A 16,217-nucleotide genomic window follows, 5' to 3' on the forward strand; every position below is an offset into this window, starting at 1 on the left:
GTCACCCTTTCCGGGCGGCGGCCTGGCGGATGTTGTCCTGGTGCTGCCTCATCAGTACGTCGAGGCGCGGGGTCAGCCCGGCGATCGCGTCGGCGACGGTGACCTGGCCGAGGAACGTCCGGGGCAGGTCCTGGCCGAGCAGTTGCTTGACCTGGTTCCAGTTCGTGGTGACGTCGAACGCGTGCCCGCCGGCGACCTTGCCGGCCAGGACCTGCTGGACGATGCCGAGGTTGTCCGGCGGCGGGCGGAACGCACTGCCGGCGCTGAGCCGGGCCGGGTTGTTGCGGCCGGCCCTGGCGTAGATGTCGAGCGCACCGGTGCTGGTAAGGGTCTTCAGCAGCTTCCAGGCGAGGTCGAGATCGGCACCTTCGCGCACGCCCGAGGGGATCGCGAAGCTGGACCCGGAGACCCGGGGTGTGCTACCGACCGCGCCGGCCGGGAACGGGATGATGTCCCAGTCGAACTCGGCCTTCCGGGCGTTGACCACCTGCCACGGGCCGTTCTGCATGAACGCGACGTTGCCTTCCATGAAGTTGGCCATCGAGCTTTCGGTGACCAGGTTCTTGATCGGCGGCGTCACCTTGTCCTTGACGAACAGGTCGATGACGAACTGCAGCGCCTCCATCGCCTCCGGCGCTCCGAGCGTGCTGCGGGTGGCCTGGTCGTCCATCACGTTGCCGCCGGCACAGTAGATCCAGGAGACGAGGTCGTCGATCGCCGGCGCGCAGGTGAAGCCGTACTGGTCCGGCGGCCGGGTGAGCTCGACGGCCAGCTCCCGGAAGGTTGCCCACGACATCGGTTCGGTCCGGGACGGCAGGTCGATGCCGTGCTGCTGCAGCAGCGTCTTGTTGTAGTACATGACCGTCGGGGCGACGTCGAAGCCGATCGCGTACGTCTTCGCGTTGAAGCTCGAGATCCGGCGGCTCGGTTGGTAGAAGTCGTCCGGGTCGAAGTCGGGGTCGGCCGCGATCAGGTCGTCCAGCGGCCGGTGCGCGCCCCGGGCGGCGTACGTCGGGATCAGCGTGCCGTTGATGGCGGTCACCAGCCCGGCCGTGCCGCTGACCAGTTGGAGGTCGAGCTTCGTCGGGTATCCACCGGACGGGGTCAGTGTCGGAACGGACCTGACCTTCAGCTGCTGCTCGACGTACGTGCTGAAATCCTCCCAGACCTTCTTCTCCGCGGCGCTGCTCGACCACATCGACCAGGTGGCGGCGCCGGCCGGCGGCCCGGACGAGCAGCCGGCGGCGGCCGCGGCCAATCCGGCCAGGCCGGTGAGCTCGAGAAAGCTGCGGCGGGACAGCCTCTGCTGCATGGCTACTCCTCAGCTGTAGTCAAGGTCGATCGACTCGGCCCGGATGCGGTCCTCGTCGACCTGGACGCCCAACCCCGGGGCGGTGGGGACCGTGGCAACGGCCTTGGTGATGGTGAGGCCCTCGACGTACAGGTCGGAGAGCAGCTCCGGCCCGTTCAGCTCGGCGGGCAGGGCCAGGTCGAGCTGGCTGAACACGTGCAGCGCGGCCGCGAACGCGACCCCGCAGTCGGTCAGGCCGCTGGCCAGGATCTCGAGACCGCCGGCCAGGGCGGTCTGGGCGGTCTTCAGGGCGTTGCGCAGGCCGCCGGACTTGCAGACCTTGACGACGACCAGGTCGGCGGCGTCCAGCCGGATCGCGCGGGCCAGGTCCTGCGCGGAGAAGCTGCCCTCGTCGATCGCGATCGGCAGGTCGATCAGGCTGCGCAGGCGTTGCATCGCGAGCGTGTCGGTGCTCGGCACCGGCTGCTCGACACAGTGGAGGGTGCGGATGCCCGCGGTGCGGTCGAGGAGTTGCCTGAGCAGGCTCGCGCGGTAGGACTGGTTCGCGTCCAGCCAGAGCGGTTTGCCGCCGGCCACCTCGGCGACGGTCTCGATCGCGGCGGTGTCCGCGTCCAGGTCGCCGCCGATCTTCACCTTGTACGCCGCGTGGTCCGAGGACTGCAGCGCATGGTCGCGGACGGCGTCGGAGTCACCGACCCCGATCGCCGAGCACAGCGCGATCTCGTCGTGCAGCTTGCCGCCGAGCAGCGCGTGCACCGGTACGCCGGCCAGCTTGCCGGCCGCGTCGTGCATCGCGACGTCCACCGCGGCCCGGGCGAACGGGAAGCCGTTCGACACCGCGGGGCTCAGGCGCTTGGCGGCGCGCTGGTGGAACAGCTCGACGTCGAACGGCGTGAGCTCGCGCAGGATCGGCGCCAGATGGCGTCTGATCACCACGGCCATCGTCTCGGCGGTCTCGTAGCTCCAGCTCGGCAGCGCCCGCTGCTCACCCCAGCCGACCACCCCGTCCTCGGTCGTCAGCTTCACGAACAGCACCGCCGAGGCCTGGTCCGGCCGGTCACCGGGAGAACCGACCGCGCCACTGCCGAGAACGAACCGGCGCGCGAACGGGACCGCGACCGGGAACACCTCGACCTTCGCGATTCGGGACATGGCTGCGTCCTCTCAGGCCGCGATCGACCAGGCGGCCGGATCGACGAAGCTCGGTCCGCGGGCGCCGTCGTCCAGCCATCGCAGGACGTCGGCCAGCACGTAGCCGGCGAGCGCCAGGTGGCCCTCGGCGGTGTCACCGGCGATGTGCGGGGTGACCAACAGGTTCGGTGCCCCCAGCACGCTGACGTCGAAGGACGGTGGCTCGGGGTCGTAGACGTCGAGGGCGGCGTACAGGCGACCAGTGAGGACGTGGTCGAGCAAGGCCTGCTGGTCGATCGCCGGACCGCGCGAGGAGTTGATCAGGATGGCGTCGTCGGGCAGTTGCCCGATCAGCCGCCGGCTGATCATGCCCTGCGTCTCCGGCACGTTCGGGACGTGGATGGTGACGAAGGGGCTTTGGAGCGCGTCCGCGAGGCTGGTGCGGCGGACGCCCAGCTGGTTCGCGCGCTCCGCGGTCAGGTATGGGTCGTACACCGCGAGGTCGCAGCCGAACGGCGTGAGCAGGGAGATCAGCGCCCGGGCGGTCGAGCTGGCGCCGATGATGCCGACCTTGGCACCGGTCAGCTCGTGTCCCCGGAACCCGCTCTGCTTCCAGCCGCCGTGACGGATGGCATGGTCGAACCGGGGGAGTCGGCGGGCGAGGGTGAGCATGGCGGCCAGGCAGTACTCGCCGACCGACCAGGCGATCCGCGGTCCCGCGGAGAAGACGGCGACCCCCTGGCCGAGGATCACCGGGTCGATCAGGTTCTTCACCGAGCCGGCCGCGTGCGCGACCACCCGGGGACCGTTGCCGTCGGCCCACAGTTCCTCGCCCAGGCGCGGCGTACCCCAGCTGGTCAGCAGGACGTCGGCGCCGGCGGCCAGGCTCGGCACCGCCTGCGGGTCGAGGGCCGGAGGTCTGCCCGGGGAAGCCGCGCCGGCGGCGTGCTCGGGTCCTGCCCAGACGACCTCGAACCGGTCATCGAGCAGACGCCGGGTCTGCGGGTCGACCACGTCGGCGGCGCGCTCGGGGGTGAACAGGGCGGCGAGTCTGGGCACCGTGCGGACTCCTTCGGTCGGGCTGTTCCGACGACGGTAGGCGCTTTCCGCTATGCAGGTCCAAGCCCGTTTTCGTATTGACCGATACCGCGCGGGTATGGGTACGGTGCCGCGTATGGATCTGTCCTTCCCGCAACTGCGCGGATTCGTCGCCGTCTCCGAGGAGTTGCACTATGGCCGGGCGGCGCAGCGGTTGAACATGACGCAGCCGCCGCTGACCCGCCAGATCCAGGGGCTGGAGCGGACGCTGGGCGTGCGGCTGTTCGACCGGACCGGCAGGGGAGTCCGGCTGACCGCGGCGGGGGACGTGTTCCTCGAGCACGCCCGGCGGGTGCTCGCCCTGCTGGAGGTGGCTCCCGACGCGACCCGGCGGGCGGCCGACGGGCGGACCGGAACCCTGCGGATCGCGTTCACCGCGATCGGGGCGTACGCCGTCCTGGCCGACTTCCTCACCATGGTCGGGAAGCGGACGTCGGCGGTGACGTCGGAGCTCACCGAGCTCGTCAGCCCGGCACAATTCGAGGCGATCGCGACCATGGAGATCGACATCGGGCTGGTGCGCCCGCCGATCCCGCAAAGGTTCGAGTCGGTGCTGGTGCACTCCGAGGACCTGGTGCTGGCCGTCCCGGCCGATCATCCGCTGGCGGTCGGCGAGGGACCGGTCGCGTTGGTGGACGTGACCGACGACTACATCGGCTACAGCCCGGAAGGATCGCAGTACCTGCACGACATCTGCGCGGCGATGATCGGCATGGACCGCTTCGCCGTCAGTCAACTGGCCTCGCAAGTGCCGACCATGCTCGCCCTGGTCCGGGCCGGGCTCGGCTGCGCGCTGATCCCGCGATCGATCGTCGCGATGCGCGTCGAAGGAGTCCGCTACCGAGAACTGGACACCGCCGACGCGCATTCGGTGACGCTGCACGCCTGCTGGAACCCGGACAGCCCGAACCCGGCGCTGCAACGGTTGGCCGAGTCGCTCCGCGCGGATCCACGCCTCGACGCTTGACCTGGAGCGGACTTCAGTTCGTAGGGTCCTGGTCATGCCGAGCTCACCGGTGTGAACGCGGTTCGGGTAGGGTGAGTGCCGACACCGTACGACGGACGAAGGAGGTGGGACCGATCACCGCAAGGGCAGGTTGGTTGCTCCCGCCTCGAGAAGTCGGCGACGTTCGCTGACCGCGGGAGCCTCGTAGTCGAAGGGTTTCCGTGTCTGTCTCTTCTGTTCCTTCCTTTGAGGTCGCCCCGGTCGTGGACCGGTTGCGGGCGGCCGGCTGTGTGTTCGCCGAGGACGAGGCCGCGCTGATCGCGTCGACCGCCCGGGACCAGGCGGAGGCTGCCGTCATGGTCGGCCGCCGGATCGCCGGGCTTCCGCTCGAGCACGTTCTCGGCTGGGCGTCGTTCCGGGGGCTGCGGATCGCAGTCGATCCGGGGGTATTCATCCCGCGTCGTCGTACCGAGCTCCTGGTGGCCGAGGCGCTGCGGGTGACCGCGCCGGGGGCCGTCGTTGTCGACCTGGGGTGCGGGTCCGGTGCGCTCGGTGCGGCGGTCGCGGCCGAACGGCCGGTCGAGTTGCACGCCGCGGACATCGAATTGGCCGCGGTCCGCTGTGCGCGACGCAACCTCGAGCCTCGGCTGGGTCATGTCTACCAGGGCGACCTGTTCACGGCGCTACCTGCCGAGCTGCGTGGCCGGATCGACGTTCTGCTGGCCAACGTCCCCTACGTTCCGACGAACGAGATCCGTCTGTTGCCTCCGGAGGCGCGCCTCTACGAGCCGCACGTGACCCTGGACGGCGGTCCGGACGGCCTCGCGACCCTGCGCCGGGTCGCCGCCGGGGCGACCGGCTGGCTGGCGCCCGGCGGTCACGTGTTCGTCGAGATGAGCGAGCACCAGGCACCGCTCGCCCGGGCCGTACTTGCCGACCACGGCCTGACCGCGCGGATCACCACCGACGACCAGCTCGGCGCGAACGTTGTCAGCGGCACCAAACCTCAGGCGACCGCGTAGTCGCCCAGGGCCGGCTCCAGGAGGTTGAAGGCCTGGGCGGCCTCGGCGCCGACCGTGCGGGCGATGAGGTCGTTGGACTGCCCGGCAAGGGTCAGCGACTGGATCCGCTGGAAGAGCGTGCGATGTACGGCGCCCATCAGTGCGGCGGCAGTGGTGACGGTGATGTCCTCGGGGCGCCCGCCGGTGGTCTCGGCGAGCACCCCGGCCAGGGCCTGCTCGCGCTGGTCGTGCAGGCCGCGGAGGCAGATGGTCAGGGTGGGACTCTCGGCGATCATCCGGGTGAACGCCGAGCTGACGCACCGAGCCGCGCCGGCCGAATGACGCCGGCGCAACTTCGCGGTCAGACCCGCCGCTGGACGCGCAGGAGGTACTCGCGGCGGTGCAGCGGGTCGTGGTCTGTCCGTGGGCGCTCCGGAATCGGGCCCGTCACCGGCTGGTAGCGCTCGAACGCCGATTCCAGCACGCCCTCGCCCCGGGTCAGGGCAGGAAGCTGCTGTTCGAGCTGGTAGACGGCCGCCGCGGGGATCTCTCCTTCGAGGCTCGAGGTCTGGGCCGCCGGCGCCGGGACCTGTGGGATCGCCCGGAGCCGGGCCAGCGCGGCCAGTACGGCGCGCGTCGTGTCGGTCGGGATCTCCAGCCGGAACCGGTGCATCGGCTCGTGCACCGTCGTACCGGCCCGCCGGAGCGCGGTCATCAGCACGAGTGGGGTGAGGAGACGGAAGTCGCCGGCCGTGCTCGACATGCTCTTGTCGAACACGGCATGCGCGTGACTCTGCCGCGCCGAGTAGCCCGAGTGCGTCATCACCACCCGCGCGTCCGGTATCTGCCAGCCGTGGATGCCCTGCCCGAGCGTCGCCCGGACGGTCTCCTCGACCGCCTTGATGAACGCGTACGGCATCGACCCGAGCTCGACCTCGAGCTCGAACGTCACCCCGGCGTTCACCGGCGCCGGCTCGACCCGCAGGCCGACCGTGGCCAGGAACGGGTTCGGGTCCTTCTTGTTGAACTCGACGGCCTGCCCGGGGCCGTCGATCCGCTCGACGCAGATCGTGGTCGTCTCCCGGAAGTCGACGCCGATCCCGAACTCGGTCGCCAGCGTCGTCTGGATGACCTCCTTCTGCACCTCGCCGTACAGCGACACGTAGGTCTCCTGCCGCAGGTCGTCCTGGCGCAGGTTGATCAGCGGGTCCTGCTCGGCCAACTGGATGAGGGCGACCCGCAGGTTGCCCTTGTCGGACGGCCGGACCGGCGAGATCACCGTCTCCAGCGTCGGCGGTGCGAAGAATCCACCGGTTCTCGTGCTCGGCTCCTCCTCGGTCGAGCTGATCCGGTCGCCGATCTGCACGTCGGCCAGACCCCACAGCTTGCCGATCTGACCGGCCCGGACGGCGTCGGTGGTGCGCGGCGCACCGAAGACCTCCAGCGCGGTCAGCTTCGCCTCACCGCCGTCGCCGAACCGCAGCCGGTCGCGGACGTGCGCCGTACCGGAGAACATCCGGACGTACGCGACCTTCTCGCCCGCCGCACCCCGCTCGACCTTGAAGACCGAGCCGTCCACCGGGCCGTCGACGTCGGTCGGTGCCGACGGGAGGAACTCCCGGATGCCTTCGGTCAGAGCATCCGTGCCTGCGCCCGTGATCGCGGAACCGAAGTACACCGGGTGCACGAGGGCCTGCTTCGTCTGTACGGCGAGCCGGCGTCGCAGGCCGTCGTACTCCAGCGCGTGCTCGTTCTCCACGAAGGTGGCCAGCAGTTGCTCGTCGTTCTCCGCCAGCACTTCGAGCAGGTCGCCGTACGGATCGTCCGGGCCGTACGGCGTGAAGGTCGCCGACCGTGTCCCGAGACCGCCGGCCGAGCCCATCGGCACGATCGCGGCCGAAAGCTTGTCCGCGATCGACTTCAGCAGCGGCTCGTACTGCGCGCCGGGCCGGTCGGTCTTGTTGACGAAGATCAGCGCCGGGATGCGCAGTCGCCGCAGCGTCCGCATCAGCACGCGGGTCTGCGCCTGCACGCCCTCGACCGCCGAGATCACCAGTACGGCGCCGTCGAGCACGCTGAGCGCCCGCTCCACCTCGGCGATGAAATCCGGGTGACCGGGAGTGTCGATCAGGTTGACCGTGACGTCGCCGATCGGGAACGAGACGACCGCCGACTTGATGGTGATCCCGCGCTGGCGTTCGAGCGCGAGGGAGTCGGTCTGGGTGCTGCCGTCGTCGACGCTGCCGATCTCGTCGATCACCCCGGCGGCGTAGAGCAGCCGCTCGGTCAGGCTCGTCTTACCGGCGTCGACGTGGGCCAGGATCCCCAGGTTCAGTAATTTCACAGAGCTTCATGTCCCTTGAACAGGTGTCAGTGGTGGCTTCGACAGACATGAAGCGAGCTCGCATCGCCGCGCCCCTTTCACTCGACACCTGTTCGGACGTCCCCGAGTACACCAGAACCCACCTGACCGCTCAACCCGTTTTCCCTGCCCTGACGGAATGCCGCCCGACACCCGGACACCCCTGACCGAAGCCGACGCCGTCACGTACGCCACGGCCGCCGTCGGCCCGATCGCCCACGTCGAGCCTGTGCAGGGCTTCGCCGGCAACCGAACCTTCCGCCTGCACACCGCCGCCGGCCCGGTCGTCTACCTGAAAGCAGGCGCCTCCGTCGAGGACGAAGCGCGTACCTGCGAGCTCGCCCGCGCGGCCGACGTACCGGCGCCGAGAATCCTGCACGTCGAGCCGGCGTACCTGCTTGCCGCGGAGGTGCCTGGCGGCCCCTCGGCCTCTGCGGCCGTCCTCACCCAGGCCGACCTGCACCCGCGGCAGTCGTACGCCGTCGGCGACGACCTGACGGGCATCATCGACTGGGGCGACGCCAGGTACGGCGATCCGCCGTTCGACATCGCCTGGTTCACGATGTCGGGCTCGGCGGCAACCGGGGCGCTGCTGGCCGGCTACGTCGTCGAGCTCACCGGGCTGGACCGGACCATCTCGATGTACCGGGCTCTCTCGGCACTGATGGCGATCCACGCGAAGCACGCCACCGGAGGAGAATGGATCGTCCCGCACATCACGACAATCGAAGCCGGGTTGGCGGGTCAGTTGATCAGAGTGCCGAGCTGGGCGCCGGTCGCGATGGTGGAGGCGGCTGACGGGCGGTCGATGTCGAAGACGTGCAGGGGGAGCTGGTGGTCGCGGGCGAGGATGAACGCCGACTGGTCCATGACCTCGAGATGGCGCGCGATCACCTCGGCGTACGTGAGGTGGTCGAAGCGGATGGCCGCCGGGTTCTTGTTCGGGTCGGCGTCGTACACGCCGTCGGTGCCGTTCTTGGCGACCAGGAGGGCGTCGGCGCCGAGCTCGACCGCACGCTGGACGGCCGGGTAGTCGGTGGTCGTGAACGGCTGGCCGTTGCCGCAGGCAAGCAGGACGATCGACCCCTTCTCCAGGTGCCGGAGTGCTCGCAGCCGGATGTACGGCTCGGCGAGGCTGTCGATCGGGATCGCGGTCATCAGACGTACGTCGTCCGCGCCCAGGGCCACGAGCCGTCCGCGCAGCAGCACCGCGTTGATCACGGTGCCGAGCATGCCGATGTTGTCCGCCTCGACCCGGTCGATACCCCAGTCGGCGGCGCGGTTCCCGCGGAACACGTTGCCGCCGCCGACGACGACCGCGACCTGCACCCCGGTCGCCCGCAGCGCAATCACCTCGGTGGCCAGGTGGGTGAGCCGGTCGCTGTCGAAGCCGAAGTCGTTCGGGCCGGCGATCGCCTGACCCGACAGCTTGAGCACGAGCCTGCGGTACATGGTGCCCCTCTCCCCGTGACGGTGCCGGCAGCAGGTCTACCACAGTCTGGACGGCGGCCCGGGCGCGACGATCCGCGGCGCGCTGCTGCACGACGTGTCGCTCGACGGCGACCTCCGCAACCTCACGGCCCCGGAAGCTGCCGGCGGCCACGCCGCACGACGAGGTGGGAACCCGGCTACCCGGCGGCCGACTGCTTCAGCTGGATCCTGGGCGAGGAGTGGGAGCACCGCCTGTACGCCGAGCGCGACCTCGCCGTCCTGGATCCGGAAATTCCAGAATCGAAGTGTCGAGTTCGCTCCGGACGGTTCGACGCGTAGGCGAGAACGCACCTACGAACCACAGGAGACAGCCATGGAACTCAGCGTCAACACCTTCGTCAGCCTCGACGGCGTGATGCAGGGACCGGGCGGGCCCGACGAGGACCGCAGCAACGGGTTCGAGCACGGCGGCTGGCTGGTACCGCACGCGGGCGAGGGCCAGCTGGACCCGGTCGACGGTTGGTTCCGCGAGGCGGACGCGATCCTGCTCGGGCGGTCGACGTTCGAGATGATGCGGACCTTCTGGTCGCAGGTCTCGGTCGAGCCGGACAACATCGTGTCGACCGCGCTGAACACGTGGAAGAAGTACGTCGTCAGCAACACCCTGTCGGACGAGGGCGCGGCCTGGGGTGACACGACCGTGCTGCGTGGCGACGACATCGTCGACCAGGTACGGCGGTTGAAGGAGCAGCCGGGGCGGGAGTTGCAGGTCCACGGCAGTTGGCAGCTTGCGCGGACCCTGCACGACGCCGGCCTGGTGGACATCTACCGGCTGATCCAGTTCCCGGTGATCGTCGGTACGGGGAAGCGGTTGTTCGAGGACGGCGCCGTACCGTCGACGTACAAGATCGCCTCGGGTGAGGTGCTCAGCGGTGGGGCCGGTGTGGTGTCGCTGACGCTGCGGCAGGAGGGCTTCGGCTCGCTCGGCACCGGGGACATCGTGGTCGAGGACGGCAAGGAAGTGCTCGCCTGACGTTGTCGGTGCGGTGCCCTAGTCTCGAAGTCTCGAAGCGATTGTGGGGAAGAAACATGGATGCTGTGATGACGGAGGCGATCCTGGACGCCGGTCTGGACGACTGGCGCAAGCTGGCCCAGGGCCTGCACGGTCGCTTCCTGACCGGGTCGTTCGCCGACGGTCTTCGCTTCGTGGAGGCCGTCGGCGAGGGTTGCGCGGAGATGCGGCTCACCGGCGCGTTCGTCGAGGTGAAGCTGGTCAGCGACGACGCGGTCTACCGCGACGACGACGGCGACGAACACGTGCTGTCGTGGGTCACCCAGCGGGACCTGGACCTGGCCCGGCGGATCAGCTCGATCGCGGCGTCGATGGGGTTCACCGCTGATCCGACGGCGGTGCGGCAGCTCGAGCTAGCGCTGGACACCGTCGATGCCGCGGTGATCGGTCCGTTCTGGGCCGCTGTGCTGACCGGCAGCACGACGTACGACGGCGGCGACGTCGTCGATCCGACCGGGCGGGTGCCGAATCTGTGGTTCCAGGGAACCGAGTCGCACGAGACCCCGCGACAGCGGTTCCATCTCGACCTGTGGGTGCCCCACGACGTCGCCGACGACCGCATCGCCGCCGGCGTCGCCGCAGGCGGCCGCATCACCTACGACCAGGAAGCCCCCGCCTTCACCGTCCTGGCCGATCCCGACGGCAACAAGGTCTGCATCTGCACCTGCCTCGACCGCTGAGGACCCCGCACACCGGACCGCCTTCGCGGCGACAGTTCATTCACCGCCTTCGGCAGGTGCCCGGCTGCGGTCCTGTCCGTGGTGGTTGGCGGGTGGGTAATTCGCGAGCGGGTAGCGGGGTGACGTGGTTAGAGTTCGGGGATTGAGTGGGTGAGGAGGTTGGTCATGGTTTGCATGGATGGTCGGTTCCGTGCTGACCCCTCCCTGTCTGGTTTCTGACTAAGACCTTCCGGACCGGTCGGTGCGGCGCGGCGTCGGCCGCGAGTTCTGTGTGTTCGTACCGACCGAACCGGAGTCTTCATGTCCTCACTGGACACACAACTGCATGCTGCCCTCAGCCAGGCCCTCGGCGGGGTGAAGTACGACGGCTTGCGCGCTCGCGCGGCCGCGATGTCGGCTCGTTTTCGTGCTGAGCGGGTGGATGACACCACGCTCGGCATGGCCGATCGGCTCGACTGTCTCGCGTACGCCGTGTTTCGCATGCCGGCGACGTTCCACGCGATTCGTGCTGCTCTCAGGGCGGCGGATGCGCATGTCGGTGCCTTCGGCACCCAGCTCGATCTGGGCGGTGGCACCGGGGCCGCCGCCTGGGCGGCCGCCGATGTCTGGCCCGGCATCTCCATCGAAATCGTCGAACGGCAACCACCCGCAATCGAGCTAGGGCGGAGACTGCTTGCCACTAGCAATGAACCGCACAACCCGGCCGGCGCGGACGGTCACCGTGACCGGCCCAGGGGCGCTCGATCGCACCCCTCCGGCGGGCTCCAACGCTGGACGGCCGCCGATCTCCGGAGCTGGACGCCGGACCGTCACGTCGACCTGATCACCATCGCGTACGTCCTCAACGAGCTCTCCGAGGCGACGCGCCGCCGGCTGATCACCTTGGCGTCCGCAGCCGCGGACACCGTGGTGATCGTCGAGCCCGGCACGCCGCGCGGCTTCCAGCGGATCCTCGACGTCCGTCGGCACCTGATCGACCTGGGTCTGACGGTTGCCGCACCTTGTCCACACCACGACGCCTGCCCGCTGACAACGACCGACTGGTGCCATTTCGCCGTACGGCTGCCGCGCACCGAGCTCCACCGGCTCGCCAAGACCGGCACCCGCAACTTCGAGGACGAGAAGTTCGCCTACCTGGTCGCTACTCGTCGCCCCGTCCGGGCGGCGGCCAACCGGGTCGTCGCCCGGCCGGTGCGGCCGAAAGGCCAGGTTGTCCTCGACCTGTGCACGGCGGACGGGGCGCGACAGCGTCTCGTGGTCCCCAGATCCTCCGGGCAGTATCGCGCAGCCCGGGACGCGGTCTGGGGTGAAACCTGGGGGAGCGGTCAGAGATCGTAACCGCCGGAGGCTTCCACGGTCTGCGCGGTGATCCAGGCGGCGTCGGGAGAGAGGAGGAAGGCGATCACCTTCCCGACGTCGTCCGGTTCACCGATCCGCCCGAGAGCAGTGCGGGCAGCCAGCGGCGGGATCAGTTCCGGGTACTTCGAGAACGCGTCGTCGCCGAGGCGGGTCCGGGTCACGCCCGGAGCGACCGCGTTCACCCGGATGCCGCGGCTACTGAACTCCTTCGCCAGATACCGCGTCAGCACGAGCTGCGCGCCCTTCATGCTCGCGTAGACCGAGTACCCCGGCTCGGGCTTGGTGTTCGCGAGAGCGGAACTACTGCTCGTGTTCACGATCGCCCCGCCGTCCGCGAGCAGCGGCAGGAGCGCCTGGGTGAGGAAGTACGGACCCTTGAGGTGAATCCGCAGCATCTGGTCGCACAGTTCCTCGGTGGTTCTTCGAACGGTACGGGGTGCTGCCCGACGCCGGTGTTGTTGACGAGGAAGTCGAACGTCGTCCGGTCCCAGCGGTCGGCCAGGATCCGCGTGACCTCGGCGGCGAACTCGGCGAAGGTCTCGCTGTTCCCCACGTCGAGCGGCAGCGCGACCGCGGTACCGCCGTCCTGCTCGATCCGCTCGGCCGTCTCCAGGCCGCCGTCCGGATTGCCGCGGTACGTGAGAATCACGCCGACCCCGCGCCTGGCAAGCTCGAGGGCCGTGCTCTGGCCGATGCCGGAACTGCCGCCGGTAACTATCGCTACTTGCCTCATCATGTCCGGCATGCACACCAGTAGACGGTCCTGAGGACCATAGCCGTTAGACGATTCCCATCGGTCACTTGCACAATCCTGCTCGGTTACGGCAGAGCCGGCTCCGCCGCGAGCTGGCTGCCGTCGCGGCTGGGCGGCGTCCCGGACTCACGCCGGTACTCGCGGCTGAACTGCGACGGACTGTCGTAGCCGACGGCGTACCCGGCGGTCGTCACGTCCTCACCGAGACCGACCACTCGCAGCCGGGCCTCCCGCAACCTGATCTTCTTCTGGAACTGGATCGGCGTCAGCGCCGTCACCGCGCGGAAGTGCCGATGGAACGCCGACGAGCTCATCCCGGCCGTCGCGGCGAGCTCCTCGACCCGGAACGCCTCCGTGGAGTGGTCGCGGATCCACCGGATCGCGCGGCCGATGTGCGACAGGCTGCTGTCGGCGAGACCGATTTCCCGAACGGTGGCACCGTTCGGCCCGCGCAGCAGTCGCCACAGGATCTCCCGCTCGACCATCGGTGCGAGTACGCGCGCGTCCTCGGGGTCGTCGACCAGGCGCAGCAGCCGGATCACCGCGTCGACCAGCTCGGCCGGCGCCTTGCTGACGGAGAACCCGGTCGCCGCGCCCGCCGGCCGGTGGTCCAGGAGCAACGACGCGATGACGTCGGGCCGCAAGGCCAGACCGACACCCAGGCAGGGCTTCGCCGCCGACGCCTCGGTGAAGTGGCCGGTGACCGGCAGGTCGACCGACACCACCAGGTAGCCGCCGGCGCCGTACTCGAGGACCCGGTCGCCGACCGCAAGCCGCTTCCGGCCCTGCGCGACGAGCGCGAACACCGGAGTCGCCAACGAGGCCACCGGCGGCGTCGGCGCCTCGACGACCGACAGCAGCAGACCGTCGACCGGCAGCTCGCGGCCGGCCGCCGCGACGATCGACGCGCCCAGCTCTGCCATCCGTGTGTCCATGACAGGCCCAGGCTACGCACAACCTCTCCTCAGGGTGCGATGACGAGACGGGTGATCAGGTCGTCGTCCAGCGTGAAGGTGAACTGGAGGTCGACGGTCCCACCGGGGAAGTTCCCCTCGAGGTGGTTCACCGCGACCCAGGTGTTCGCGTCGACCTGCCGGGTGCCGATCAGCTCGGTGGTGTAGGTGTACTCGCCGGCGGCTCGTCCCAGCCAGTCGCGGATCTCGTCGCGGCCGCGATAGGTCTTGCCGTCGTCGGTGACCACGGCGTCGTCGGCGTACAGGTCGATGGACGGGGTGGCGAGGTACTCGGTGATTGTGTTCGGCAACATGTCGTCCAGGGTCCGGTCTCTCCCTGGGAGAGGGTCAAGAAGTTGACTCTCTCCCAGGGAGAGGGTGCACAGTGACTGGGTGCGAGGCGGCCTGACGATCGGTGAGTTCGCGCAGCTCACCCACCTGAGCGTGCGAACCCTTCGCCGCTACCACGAGAGCGGCCTGCTGGAGCCGGCTGCGGTCGACCCGGCCAGCGGCTACCGGTTCTACACGACCGGCCAGATTCCGTCCGCGCAGGTCATCCACCGGCTGCGCGAGCTCGACGTACCGCTGGCCGAGGTCGGTCAGATCCTCGCGACCGACGATCCGGCGGTCCGCGCCGAGCTGATCGCCGGGCACCTCGACCGGTTGCAGGCGTCGCTCGACCGGACCCGTGCGGCGGTCGGCTCGCTGCAGCGGCTGCTGCGTCCCGACACCGGTGATCTGGCGGTCACCGTACGCTCGGAGCCGGCCCGGACGGTCGCCGCCATCACCGGGGTGGTTGATGTCGGCAACGTTCTCGAGTGGTACGACGACGCGATGACCGAGCTCGACGGCGTCATCGGCGGGCGCCTCGGTCCACCGGGCGGCCGGTACGACAACGAGTTGTTCTCGACCGGCCGCGGCCGCGTCGTCGTGTACCGGCCGGCCACCGACCCGCCGTCGTCCGGCCGGGTGAGACCGCTCGACCTGCCCGCGGTCGAGCTCGCGGCGACTGTCCACCGCGGCACGCACGACGACATCGACGTCACCTACGGCCGGCTCGGCGCCTGGGTCGTCGAGCACGCCCTCGCCGTCGACGGTCCGGTGCACGAGACGTACGTCGTCGGTCCGGGCGACGACCCGGATCCGGCGAGCTGGCGGACCGAGATCGGCTGGCCGGTGTTCAGGCTCGCTGGTTGACTCTGCGCCACTCCTGAGGGGTCATCCCGTGCGCCTGGCGGAAGCGCCGGGTGAAGTGGCCGGGGTCGAAGAAACCCCAGCCGGCGGCGACCGCGGCGATGGAGCGGTGCCGGTTCGCGGGCTCGGCGAGTTGCCGGGCGGCGCCCTGGAGACGCTCGGTGATCAGCCACTGCTCGAGGCTGAGCTCCTGCTCGGCGAACAACTTGTAGAGGTAGCGGACGGAGATGTTGTGCTCCGCGGCGAGGCGTGCCGGGGTGAGATCGGGATCGGTCAGGTGCTGCCGCGCGTACCAGGTGATCCGGGTGAACAGCACGTCGGCCATCGCGGGCGGAGGGCGGCGGTCGTCGTCCGCGGCAGAGGTCAGCAACGCCCGGACCAGTTGCGCCGTCGCCGATCCGAGCAGGTCCGCCGGCTCGGTCCCGTGCAGCGAGTCGATGACTCCGGGCAGCGCCGTGAGGTGGTGCAGCATCAGGTCGTAGAGCGGACTGCTCGGCAGCCGGCGCGCCGCCGCGCGGATCGTCTCGACGCTCAGCCCGAGCTCGTCGAGGTCGATCTGGAACGCCAGCGACGCACCCTGACCGCTCCACGCGAACTCGTACGGCGAGGTCAGGTCGACCAGCATCAGCTCGCCGGTGCGGACCCGCTGGTCCGCGCCGGCCTGGCTGAAGAGTCCCGCGCCGATCACCTGGACGGCCAGTGCGAGCCGCTCCGGACCGCCGATCCGCACGTGTTTCGGCGTCCGCACCAGGCGGATCCCGGACCCCTCGTTGCGGAACAGGTCCGGCGTCCCGAGCTGCCAGAAATCCATCCGCGCGCGCACGTCCCCGGCCGGGTCCTCGTGCTCGACCCGGGACGGCACACTCGCCGACATCATCGCCGAGTAGAACGCCTCCGCACGGTCCTGCCGCGGCAGCACGGCGG

15 protein-coding genes and 2 pseudogenes are annotated in these 16,217 nt (G+C 69.8%); 7 read left to right on the top strand and 10 right to left on the bottom strand.

Annotation, left to right across the window (positions count from 1 at the left end; translation table 11 throughout):
• Position 1: 1 nt before the first annotated feature.
• Genes E1218_RS04020 through E1218_RS04030 form a run of 3 tightly spaced genes read right to left on the bottom strand, consistent with a single transcriptional unit; the run spans position 2 to position 3,502 of the window.
• Complete coding sequence (locus tag E1218_RS04020; protein ID WP_132316358.1) at positions 2 to 1,312, bottom strand: ABC transporter substrate-binding protein; 1,311 nt, start codon at positions 1,310 to 1,312, stop codon at positions 2 to 4.
• Between the two features lie 9 nt (positions 1,313 to 1,321).
• Entirely contained in the window at positions 1,322 to 2,464 is a 1,143-nt protein-coding gene (locus tag E1218_RS04025; RefSeq protein WP_132316360.1) for a mandelate racemase/muconate lactonizing enzyme family protein, read from the bottom strand.
• Between the two features lie 12 nt (positions 2,465 to 2,476).
• Positions 2,477 to 3,502 (bottom strand): hydroxyacid dehydrogenase, encoded by a 1,026-nt coding sequence (locus E1218_RS04030; RefSeq protein WP_132316362.1) that lies wholly within the window; start codon positions 3,500 to 3,502, stop codon positions 2,477 to 2,479.
• A 115-nt stretch (positions 3,503 to 3,617) separates the two neighbouring features.
• Here E1218_RS04030 and E1218_RS04035 point away from each other — a divergent pair, with 115 nt between their 5' ends.
• Positions 3,618 to 4,508 (top strand): LysR family transcriptional regulator, encoded by an 891-nt coding sequence (locus E1218_RS04035; protein WP_202865757.1) that lies wholly within the window; start codon positions 3,618 to 3,620, stop codon positions 4,506 to 4,508.
• A gap of 242 nt (positions 4,509 to 4,750) precedes the next feature.
• Positions 4,751 to 5,509, top strand: coding sequence for a putative protein N(5)-glutamine methyltransferase (locus E1218_RS04040; RefSeq protein WP_233711989.1), 759 nt, complete (start codon positions 4,751 to 4,753; stop codon positions 5,507 to 5,509).
• On the opposite strand, the gene E1218_RS04045 is transcribed toward E1218_RS04040, so the two are convergent.
• Together E1218_RS04045 and E1218_RS04050 are read right to left on the bottom strand one after the other, a co-directional pair.
• Positions 5,494 to 5,784, bottom strand: a complete 291-nt coding sequence (locus E1218_RS04045) for an ADP-ribosylation factor GTPase-activating family protein (protein ID WP_202865758.1) — start codon at positions 5,782 to 5,784, stop codon at positions 5,494 to 5,496. The genes E1218_RS04040 and E1218_RS04045 overlap by 16 nt on opposite strands.
• Positions 5,785 to 5,849: 65 nt before the next feature.
• Entirely contained in the window at positions 5,850 to 7,832 is a 1,983-nt protein-coding gene (locus E1218_RS04050) for an elongation factor G (protein WP_132316368.1), read from the bottom strand.
• A 157-nt stretch (positions 7,833 to 7,989) separates the two neighbouring features.
• Between E1218_RS04050 and E1218_RS38070 the strand changes: the two are divergent.
• Positions 7,990 to 8,451: pseudogene (locus E1218_RS38070) on the top strand (phosphotransferase); the annotation flags it as partial.
• Between the two features lie 143 nt (positions 8,452 to 8,594).
• On the opposite strand, the gene pyrH reads toward E1218_RS38070, so the two are convergent.
• Positions 8,595 to 9,302 carry a UMP kinase gene (gene pyrH / locus E1218_RS04060; protein WP_132316371.1) on the bottom strand — a complete coding sequence of 236 codons (708 nt, stop codon included), beginning with the start codon at positions 9,300 to 9,302 and terminating at the stop codon, positions 8,595 to 8,597.
• Between the two features lie 352 nt (positions 9,303 to 9,654).
• On the opposite strand from pyrH, the gene E1218_RS04065 reads away from it, so the two are divergent.
• The 3 genes from E1218_RS04065 (at position 9,655) to E1218_RS04075 (ending at position 12,371) form a co-directional block, all read left to right on the top strand.
• The gene (locus tag E1218_RS04065; protein WP_132316373.1) at positions 9,655 to 10,314 is read left to right on the top strand and encodes a dihydrofolate reductase family protein; all 660 of its coding nucleotides are present in this window, start codon (positions 9,655 to 9,657) and stop codon (positions 10,312 to 10,314) included.
• A gap of 68 nt (positions 10,315 to 10,382) precedes the next feature.
• Complete coding sequence (locus E1218_RS04070) at positions 10,383 to 11,033, top strand: VOC family protein (RefSeq protein ID WP_233711990.1); 651 nt, start codon at positions 10,383 to 10,385, stop codon at positions 11,031 to 11,033.
• A 300-nt stretch (positions 11,034 to 11,333) separates the two neighbouring features.
• Positions 11,334 to 12,371 carry a small ribosomal subunit Rsm22 family protein gene (locus E1218_RS04075; RefSeq protein ID WP_132316377.1) on the top strand — a complete coding sequence of 346 codons (1,038 nt, stop codon included), beginning with the start codon at positions 11,334 to 11,336 and terminating at the stop codon, positions 12,369 to 12,371.
• Here E1218_RS04075 and E1218_RS38075 read toward each other — a convergent pair.
• The 3 genes and pseudogenes from E1218_RS38075 to E1218_RS04090 all read right to left on the bottom strand — a co-directional run bounded on the left by E1218_RS38075 (position 12,359) and on the right by E1218_RS04090 (position 14,413).
• Positions 12,359 to 13,137, bottom strand: a pseudogene (locus E1218_RS38075) (SDR family NAD(P)-dependent oxidoreductase). The gene E1218_RS04075 and the pseudogene E1218_RS38075 overlap by 13 nt on opposite strands.
• Before the next feature lie 74 nt (positions 13,138 to 13,211).
• Positions 13,212 to 14,069, bottom strand: a complete 858-nt coding sequence (locus E1218_RS04085) for an AraC family transcriptional regulator (protein WP_202865759.1) — start codon at positions 14,067 to 14,069, stop codon at positions 13,212 to 13,214.
• 41 nt (positions 14,070 to 14,110) lie between these two features.
• Positions 14,111 to 14,413 carry a nuclear transport factor 2 family protein gene (locus E1218_RS04090; protein WP_132316381.1) on the bottom strand — a complete coding sequence of 101 codons (303 nt, stop codon included), beginning with the start codon at positions 14,411 to 14,413 and terminating at the stop codon, positions 14,111 to 14,113.
• 79 nt (positions 14,414 to 14,492) lie between these two features.
• Here E1218_RS04090 and E1218_RS04095 point away from each other — a divergent pair, with 79 nt between their 5' ends.
• Positions 14,493 to 15,296 (top strand): MerR family transcriptional regulator, encoded by an 804-nt coding sequence (locus E1218_RS04095; protein WP_132316383.1) that lies wholly within the window; start codon positions 14,493 to 14,495, stop codon positions 15,294 to 15,296.
• Here E1218_RS04095 and E1218_RS04100 read toward each other — a convergent pair.
• Positions 15,280 to 16,217 (bottom strand): helix-turn-helix domain-containing protein (locus E1218_RS04100; protein ID WP_132316385.1); only part of this gene is annotated, 938 nt, incomplete at its 5' end. The two genes, E1218_RS04095 and E1218_RS04100, sit on opposite strands and share 17 nt — an antisense overlap.

The sequence above is a fragment of the Kribbella turkmenica genome (assembly GCF_004348725.1).
In the GTDB taxonomy this organism is placed as follows: domain Bacteria; phylum Actinomycetota; class Actinomycetes; order Propionibacteriales; family Kribbellaceae; genus Kribbella; species Kribbella turkmenica.

Coding starts and splice junctions, on each gene's coding strand:
- E1218_RS04065 (WP_132316373.1), top strand. CDS start 9,655: ATGGAACTCAGCGTCAACACCTTCGTCAGCCTCGACGGCGTGATGCAG.
- E1218_RS04045 (WP_202865758.1), bottom strand. CDS start 5,784: ATGATCGCCGAGAGTCCCACCCTGACCATCTGCCTCCGCGGCCTGCAC.
- E1218_RS04075 (WP_132316377.1), top strand. CDS start 11,334: ATGTCCTCACTGGACACACAACTGCATGCTGCCCTCAGCCAGGCCCTC.
- E1218_RS04020 (WP_132316358.1), bottom strand. CDS start 1,312: ATGCAGCAGAGGCTGTCCCGCCGCAGCTTTCTCGAGCTCACCGGCCTG.
- E1218_RS04070 (WP_233711990.1), top strand. CDS start 10,383: ATGACGGAGGCGATCCTGGACGCCGGTCTGGACGACTGGCGCAAGCTG.
- E1218_RS04025 (WP_132316360.1), bottom strand. CDS start 2,464: ATGTCCCGAATCGCGAAGGTCGAGGTGTTCCCGGTCGCGGTCCCGTTC.
- E1218_RS04085 (WP_202865759.1), bottom strand. CDS start 14,069: ATGGCAGAGCTGGGCGCGTCGATCGTCGCGGCGGCCGGCCGCGAGCTG.
- E1218_RS04035 (WP_202865757.1), top strand. CDS start 3,618: ATGGATCTGTCCTTCCCGCAACTGCGCGGATTCGTCGCCGTCTCCGAG.
- E1218_RS04090 (WP_132316381.1), bottom strand. CDS start 14,413: ATGTTGCCGAACACAATCACCGAGTACCTCGCCACCCCGTCCATCGAC.
- pyrH (WP_132316371.1), bottom strand. CDS start 9,302: ATGTACCGCAGGCTCGTGCTCAAGCTGTCGGGTCAGGCGATCGCCGGC.